We start from the raw sequence: 7,687 nt of genomic DNA on the forward strand, positions 1-7,687 counted from the left end.
CGATGAATCAGGGCATCGTCGCGCTGGGCGGGGGACACGGCCTGTACGCGACACTGTCCGCGGCGCGCCGGTTGACCCCTCATGTCACCGCCGTGGTGACCGTCGCCGACGACGGGGGTTCGTCCGGCCGGTTGCGCAGCGAACTGAACGTGGTGCCGCCGGGCGATCTGCGAATGGCGTTGGCGGCGTTGGCGTCCGACAGCCCGCACGGGCGGTTGTGGGCGACCATCCTGCAGCACCGGTTCGGTGGCAACGGCGCGCTGGCCGGACACCCGATCGGCAACCTGATGCTCGCCGGGCTGTCCGAGGTGCTGGCCGATCCGGTGGCCGCGCTCGACGAGCTCGGCCGGATTCTCGGGGTCAAGGGCCGGGTGCTGCCGATGTGCCCGATCGCGCTGCAGATCGAGGCCGACGTGTCCGGCCTGGAGACCGATCCGCGGATGTTCCGGCTGATCCGCGGCCAGGTGGCGGTCGCCACCACGCCGGGCAAGGTGCGGCGGGTGCGGCTGTTGCCGTCCGACCCTCCGGCGACCCGGCAGGCCGTCGACGCCATCATGGCCGCCGACCTGGTGGTGCTGGGTCCCGGCTCGTGGTTCACCAGTGTTATCCCGCACGTGCTGGTGCCCGGCCTGGCGGCGGCGCTGCGGGCCACCACCGCCCGTCGTGCCCTGGTGCTCAACCTCGTGGCCGAGCCGGGAGAGACGGCCGGCTTCTCCGTCGAGCGGCATCTGCACGTTTTGGCCCAGCACGCACCGGGTTTCACCGTCCACGACATCATCATCGATGCCGAGCGGGTTCCCGGGGAGCGGGAGCGTGAGCACCTGCGCCGCACGGCGACGCTGCTTTCGGCCGAGGTCCACTTCGTCGACGTGGCTCGACCTGGTACACCTTTACATGACCCAGGCAAGCTCGCGGCGGCCCTGGACGGGGTCCGGGCGGCCCGCAAGGGTCCGGCAGCGCCCCCGATCACGGCCACCGCGGATATGCGGGTCGACGGTGCAAGCCCACAGCCCGGAGGCAACGGACCGGCCGGCAGCGGACCAAGGGGTGACGACGCGTGGCGATGACGACCGAAGTCAAGGACGAGCTCAGCCGCCTGGTCGTGAAGTCGGTGAGCGCGCGTCGCGCGGAAGTGACGTCCCTGCTGAGGTTCGCCGGCGGGCTGCACATCGTCGGCGGCCGGGTGGTCGTGGAGGCCGAGGTGGACCTGGGCAACGTCGCCCGGCGACTGCGCAAGGACATCTTCGAGCTCTATGGCTACAACGCGGTCGTGCATGTGTTGTCCGCCAGCGGGATTCGCAAGACCACCCGCTACGTGCTGCGGGTGGCCAACGACGGCGAGGCGCTCGCACGCCAGACCGGCCTCCTGGACAACCGCGGCCGCCCGGTGCGGGGTCTGCCGGCCCAAGTGGTGGGCGGCAGCATCCCCGACGCCGAAGCCGCCTGGCGCGGAGCCTTCCTGGCGCACGGGTCGCTGACCGAGCCGGGGCGGTCGTCGGCTCTGGAGGTCAGCTGCCCCGGCCCCGAGGCCGCGCTGGCGTTGGTGGGGGCTGCGCGCCGGCTCGGGGTCAGCGCGAAAGCCCGCGAGGTGCGTGGCGCCGACCGGGTGGTGGTGCGCGACGGCGAGGCCATCGGCGCACTGCTGACCCGGATGGGCGCGCAGGACACCCGGCTCATCTGGGAGGAGCGCCGGATGCGCCGCGAGGTGCGGGCGACGGCCAACCGGCTCGCCAACTTCGACGACGCCAACCTGCGCCGCTCGGCCCGGGCCGCCGTCGCTGCGGCCGCCCGGGTGGAACGCGCGCTGGAGATCCTCGGCGACACCGTCCCCGACCATTTGGCCTCGGCCGGCAAGCTACGCGTCGAGCACCGGCAGGCCTCACTCGAGGAGCTGGGCCGGCTCGCCGACCCCCCGATGACGAAAGACGCTGTCGCCGGCCGCATTAGGCGGCTGCTCTCGATGGCCGATCGCAAGGCGAAAATCGAGGGTATCCCGGACACCGAATCGGCGGTGACTCCGGATTTGCTGGAAGACGCGTAACCGGTCGCGTCAATCGCTGTTCGTAACGGGTGGGTGGGGGCTACGGTCGGGTCATGAAGCGGCTTTCGAGCGTTGATGCGGCGTTTTGGTCGGCCGAGACCGCGGGCTGGCACATGCATGTGGGCGCACTGGCGATTTGCGACCCCAAGGATTCGCCGGAGTACAGCTTCCAGCGGCTCCGCGAGCTGATCATCGAGCGGCTGCCCGAGCTGCCGCAGCTGCGGTGGCGGGTCACCGGTGCGCCGCTCGGGCTGGACCGGCCGTGGTTCGTCGAAGACGAGGAGTTGGACATCGACTTCCACATCCGGCACATCGCCGTGCCGGCGCCCGGCGGCCGCCGCGAGCTGGAGGAGCTGGTGGGCCGGCTGATGTCCTACAAGCTGGACCGTGCCCGGCCGTTGTGGGAGATGTGGGTGATCGAGGGCGTCGAGGGCGGCCGGGTCGCGTCGCTGACCAAGATGCACCACGCCATCGTCGACGGCGTCTCCGGTGCCGGCCTGGGTGAGATCCTATTGGACGTCACGGCGGAACCGCGCCCGCCGCAACGGGAAACGGTCGGATCGCTGGTGGGCTCACGAATTCCGGGCATCGAACGGCGGGCGGTGGGCGCGCTCATCAACGTCGGGGTCAAGACGCCCTTCCGCATCGCCAGGCTCGTGGAGCAAACCGTCCGCCAGCAGATCGCCGCGCTGGGTGTAAGCGGCCGGCCCCCAAGGTATTTCGAAGCGCCCAAGACCCGGTTCAACGCGCCCGTATCCCCGCACCGGCGGATCACTGGCTGCCGCGTCGAGCTGGCCCGGGCCAAGGCCGTCAAGGACGCCTACGGCGTCAAGCTCAACGACGTCGTGCTGGCGCTGGTGGCCGGCGCCGCCCGGGAGTACTTGCAGAAGCGTGGTGAGCTGCCCGTCAAACCGCTCATCGCCCAGATCCCCGTCTCCACCCGCACCGACGACGACAAGGACGACGTCGGCAACAAGGTGAGCTCGATGACCGTGTCGCTGGCCACCGACGTCGACGATCCCGCCGAGCGGCTGCAGGCCATCCACGAAAGCACCCAGAACGCCAAGCTGATGGCCAAGGCGTTGTCGGCGCACCAGATCATGGGGCTCACGGAGACCACGCCGCCGGGGCTGTTGGGGTTGGCTGCGCGGGCCTACACCGCCAGCGGGCTATCGCGAAACCTGGCGCCTATCAACCTGGTTGTCTCCAATGTCCCGGGCCCGCCATTCCCGTTGTACATGGCCGGCGCCAAGCTGGATTCGCTGGTGCCGCTCGGTCCACCGGTCATGGATGTCGCCCTGAACATCACCTGCTTCTCCTACACCGACTACCTGGACTTCGGTTTCGTGACGACGCCCGAGGTGGCCAACGACATCGACGACATGGCGGACCGGATCGAGCCGGCGCTCACCGAGCTCGAGAAGGCGGCCACGCTGGAGTGAGTTAGCGGCGATCGCGAGCGCGGCGTAGCCGGGCGAAGTCGGGTCGCCGCCAGCGTTAGCGCGATCGCGAGCGCGGCGTAGCCGGGCGAAGTCGGGTCGCCGCCAGCGTTAGCGCGATCGCGATCGCGAGCGCGGCGTGGCCGGGCTTCACTGCCCAGGTCTGCGCGCGCTCCCATCCCTGCGCGCGGAACAGCTGTGGGACTTTATGCCCTAGCCGCGACTCGGCGCGCAGCCATAATTAGAACAAGTTGCAGTGCAGGCATTAATGCTCTTGTACAGCGCAAACAACCAAATACTCGATCAACATCGCAACGTGCTCTAGTCCTTTGACTAAGTCCGCACGCGTGGAGGTAGCAGTGACGACCATTCAAGAAGTCGATACCCAGTCCGTTCTGGCCGCCATCGACCACCTGCTGCCCAGGCTGCGGCAGCAGGCGCAGGAGACCGAGGAGCTGCGGCGGCTGCCGGACGCCACCGTCAGCGAGCTGCAGGAAATCGGCTTCTTCCGGCTGCTGCAACCGGGGCAGTGGGGCGGGATGCAATGCGATCCGGCGGTGTTCTTCGAGGCCGTCCGGCGCCTGGCCAGCGCGTGCGGGTCGACCGGGTGGGTGGCGTCGATTCTCGGCGTGCACAACTGGCATGCGGCTCAGTTCGACCAGCAGGCCCAGCAAGACGTGTGGGGCGAGGACGCCAACGTGCGCATCTCCTCCTCGTATGCCCCCATGGGTGCCGGCCAGGTGGTCGACGGTGGTTATCTGCTCAATGGCTCGTGGAACTGGTCATCGGGTTGCGACCATGCCACGTGGACCTTCGTCGGCGGCCCGGTCATCAAAGATGGCCAGCCGGTCGACTTCGGCAGCTTCCTGATTCCGAAAAGCGATTACCGCATCGACGACGTCTGGCATGTGGTCGGCCTGAAGGGCACAGGCAGCAACACCCTGGTGGTCAGGGACGTCTTCGTGCCCCGGCACAGGTTCCTGTCCTACAAGGCGATGAACGACCACACCGCCGGCGGTTTGGTGACCAACACCGCCCCGGTCTACAAGATGCCATGGGGCACCATGCATCCCACCACGATCACCGCCCCCATCGTCGGCATGGCTTACGGCGCCTACGAATCCCACGTCGAGCATCAAGGCAAGCGGGTGCGCGCGGCGTTCGCGGGCGAGAAGTCCAAAGACGATCCCTTCGCCAAAGTCCGTATCGCCGAGGCGGCCAGCGACATCGACGCCGCATGGCGACAGCTGATGGGCAACGTCGGCGACGAGTACTCGTGTCTGGTTGCGGGCCGGGAGGTCCCGTTCGAGCTGCGTACCCGGGCCCGTCGCGACCAGGTGCGTGCCACCGCTCGTGCGGTAGCCTCGATCGACCGGCTGTTCGACGCCTCGGGCGCCACCGCGTTGGCCAATAGCGCTCCGATTCAACGGTTCTGGCGTGACGCGCACGCCGGCCGGGTGCATGCCGCCAACGATCCCGAGCGGGCCTACCTGATCTTCGGCAACCACGAATTCGGGCTGCCACCCGCCGACACGATGGTCTGACTCAACGCCGGTCTGACTCGCAGAGGAGCCACCAAATGACCTGTCCACATCTTCCCCCCGGATTCGACCCGACCGACCCGGACATCTACGCCGAGCGGCTGCCCGTCGAGGAGCTCGCGGAACTCCGCCGCAACGCACCGATTTGGTGGTGTGACCAGCCCATCGGCAAGGGCGGCTTCAACGACGGCGGCTTCTGGGTGGTGACAAAGCACAAGGACGTGAAGGAGGTGTCGCTGCGCAACGACGTCTTCTCCAGTTGGCTCAACGGCGCGATCCCGCGCTTCGCCGACGACATGAGCCGCGAGGACATCGACTTGCAGCGGCTCGTCCTGCTCAACATGGACCCGCCGCACCACACTCGGCTGCGCAGGATCATCTCCCGCGGGTTCACGCCGCGCGCGATCGGCCGGCTGCGTGACGAGCTCAACGAGCGGGCCCAGGCCATTGCCAAGGCGGCCGCCGCCGAGGGCTCCGGCGATTTCGTCGAGCAGGTGGCGTGCGAGCTGCCGCTGCAGGCCATCGCCGGGTTGCTCGGCGTGCCGCAAGAGGACCGCGGCAAGCTCTTTCGGTGGTCCAACGAGATGACCGGCGCCCAGGACCCGGAGTACGCGCACGTCGATCCCAAGGTGTCCTCGGCGGAGGTGCTGGCCTACGCGATGAAGATGGCCGAAATCAAGAACGAAAATCCCGGCGACGACATCGTTTCCACGCTGCTGCAGGCGGATATCGAAGGTGAGAAGCTCTCCGACGACGAGTTTGGGTTCTTCGTGATGATGCTGGCGGTCGCCGGCAACGAGACCACGCGCAACTCGATCACCCAGGGCATGATGGCCTTCTGCGACTTCCCCGACCAGTGGGAGCTGTACAAGAAGGAGCGTCCAGAGACGGCGGCGGACGAGATCGTCCGGTGGGCCACCCCGGTGACCGCATTCCAGCGCACCGCCAAGGAGGACACCGAACTGTCGGGGGTGACGATCAAGAAGGGCCAGCGAGTGCTGATGTTCTACCGCTCGGCCAACTTCGACGAGGACGTCTTCACCGATCCGTTCCAGTTCGACATCTTGCGTAACCCCAACCCGCACGTTGGTTTTGGCGGCACCGGCGAGCATTACTGCATTGGCGCGAACCTGGCCAAATTGACGATCAACCTTATGTTCAACGCCATCGCCGACCACATGCCCGACCTCACGCCGATCGCAAAACCGCAGCGGATCCGGTCGGGGTGGCTCAACGGCATCAAGCACTGGCAGGTCGACTACACCGGCGGGTGCCCGGTGGCACACTGATCGGCGCGACTAATGTTCGCGACGAATCCTATTGGGTCTGTTCAACCTTGGGCCGTAGGTTCTCTTCCACCTCGGCGTGCCAGTGCTTGTTCGCGGCGGTGGTGTCGACCTCATACTCGAAGCGGTCGGTCATCTCCTGCGTGACGTCGGCGGCGTCCACATAGAACTGCTGATACCAGCGGCGCAACTGGTAGACCGGGCCGTCCTCTTCCACCAGCAACGGGTTTTCGATCCGGGTCTTGTGCTTCCAGATCTCGACATCCTGCAGGAAGCCCATGCTGACGCCGTCGGTGAACGCCTTGGACAGCTTCTCGGTGTCGGCGTCGTTCATTCCCTTGGGCTTTCGCACGATGATGCCCCACTGCAGCATGAAGGAGTTCTGCGTGACGGGGTAGTGGCAGTTGACGAGGATCGATTCGACTTTGTAGCCGCCGTAACTGTTGTGCAGCCAGTTGATCATGAACGACGGGCCGAAGTACGAGGCCTCGGAATCCAGTGTCTGTTCGCCGGTGTAGTGCGAACCACCGAGCAGCACATCGGGCCGGCCCACGGTGCGCAAGTATTGCGAAGCGATGTGGCCCTCGAAGACATTCTTGAAGTACGTCGGGAAGCCGTAGTGGATGTAGAAGAAGTGCGCCATGTCGACGATGTTGTCCACGATCTCGCGGCAGTTCGAACCCTCGATGAGCTCACTGCGCCAACGCCAGTCGGTCCATTCACCACTGGCGGCCTCGGGAATGTCGGGGATCTGCAATTCCGGTGGCGGCCGGTTGCCCTCGTGGTCGTGCCAAACGAACAACAGACCGTTGTGCACCTCGGTGGGCCAGGACCGCGTGCGCGCCATTCGCGGAGTGCGCTTGGCGTACGGCACCTCTTTGCACCTGCCGTCGCCGCCCCACCGCCAGTCGTGAAACGGGCAGGCGACGGTATCGCCCTTGACCACGCCCTGAGACAAGTCCCCACCCATGTGCCGGCAGTAGGCGTCGAGGACGTGCAGATTGTGTTCGGTGTCCGCGAAGACGACGAGCTTGGTGCCGAAGATGTTGACCGGGTGGGGCTTGCCATCCAGGAAGTCCTTGACCACGCCCAGGCAGTGCCAGCCGCGAGCAAACCGGGTCGGCAACGTTCCGACGTCAATCTCTCGGACGCCGACGCCAGCGGTATCGATGCTCACTTCACGCCTCCAGTAGCTCACCGGCCGAACTAGAACACGTTATAGTTTCCGCGCATCACCGCGGCGTGGATGCAGGCTAAAGCCCCTAGATGTGTGACTTATTGCCCTAGTGGTGAAGCCTTGTTGGTGTCATCCGGGTTCGTCGTCGTCGGTGTCGCGGAGGAATCGCTCCGGGTGGTGGTAGGTGTTGGTGCGTGGTTGGC

General features: G+C 66.8%; 6 protein-coding genes. 5 read left to right on the forward strand and 1 reads right to left on the reverse strand.

The window, feature by feature from the left end:
- Window positions 1–2: 2 nt before the first annotated feature.
- The 5 genes from yvcK to A5692_RS13435 all read left to right on the forward strand — a co-directional run bounded on the left by yvcK (window position 3) and on the right by A5692_RS13435 (window position 6,310).
- Window positions 3–1,067 carry a uridine diphosphate-N-acetylglucosamine-binding protein YvcK gene (gene yvcK, locus A5692_RS13415; RefSeq protein ID WP_156766069.1) on the forward strand — a complete coding sequence of 355 codons (1,065 nt, stop codon included), beginning with the start codon at window positions 3–5 and terminating at the stop codon, window positions 1,065–1,067.
- Window positions 1,064–2,041, forward strand: coding sequence for a DNA-binding protein WhiA (gene whiA / locus A5692_RS13420; RefSeq protein ID WP_156766068.1), 978 nt, complete (start codon window positions 1,064–1,066; stop codon window positions 2,039–2,041). Before yvcK ends, whiA begins: the two co-directional genes overlap by 4 nt.
- Before the next feature lie 53 nt (window positions 2,042–2,094).
- Window positions 2,095–3,483 carry a wax ester/triacylglycerol synthase family O-acyltransferase gene (locus A5692_RS13425; RefSeq protein ID WP_068056736.1) on the forward strand — a complete coding sequence of 463 codons (1,389 nt, stop codon included), beginning with the start codon at window positions 2,095–2,097 and terminating at the stop codon, window positions 3,481–3,483.
- 356 nt (window positions 3,484–3,839) lie between these two features.
- Window positions 3,840–5,024, forward strand: a complete 1,185-nt coding sequence (hsaA, locus tag A5692_RS13430) for a 3-hydroxy-9,10-secoandrosta-1,3,5(10)-triene-9,17-dione monooxygenase oxygenase subunit (protein WP_068056737.1) — start codon at window positions 3,840–3,842, stop codon at window positions 5,022–5,024.
- A gap of 35 nt (window positions 5,025–5,059) precedes the next feature.
- A complete protein-coding gene (locus tag A5692_RS13435; RefSeq protein ID WP_068056738.1) occupies window positions 5,060–6,310 on the forward strand; it encodes a cytochrome P450 in 1,251 nt (416 codons plus the stop codon).
- A 28-nt stretch (window positions 6,311–6,338) separates the two neighbouring features.
- On the opposite strand, the gene A5692_RS13440 is transcribed toward A5692_RS13435, so the two are convergent.
- The gene (locus A5692_RS13440; RefSeq protein WP_068056740.1) at window positions 6,339–7,484 is read right to left on the reverse strand and encodes a Rieske 2Fe-2S domain-containing protein; all 1,146 of its coding nucleotides are present in this window, start codon (window positions 7,482–7,484) and stop codon (window positions 6,339–6,341) included.
- Between the last annotated feature and the right edge of the window lie 203 nt (window positions 7,485–7,687).

This window comes from Mycobacterium sp. E342 (assembly GCF_001667665.1).
Classification (GTDB): Bacteria; Actinomycetota; Actinomycetes; order Mycobacteriales; family Mycobacteriaceae; genus Mycobacterium.

Coding starts and splice junctions, on each gene's coding strand:
- yvcK (WP_156766069.1), top strand. CDS start 3: ATGAATCAGGGCATCGTCGCGCTGGGCGGGGGACACGGCCTGTACGCG.
- whiA (WP_156766068.1), top strand. CDS start 1,064: ATGACGACCGAAGTCAAGGACGAGCTCAGCCGCCTGGTCGTGAAGTCG.
- A5692_RS13425 (WP_068056736.1), top strand. CDS start 2,095: ATGAAGCGGCTTTCGAGCGTTGATGCGGCGTTTTGGTCGGCCGAGACC.
- A5692_RS13435 (WP_068056738.1), top strand. CDS start 5,060: ATGACCTGTCCACATCTTCCCCCCGGATTCGACCCGACCGACCCGGAC.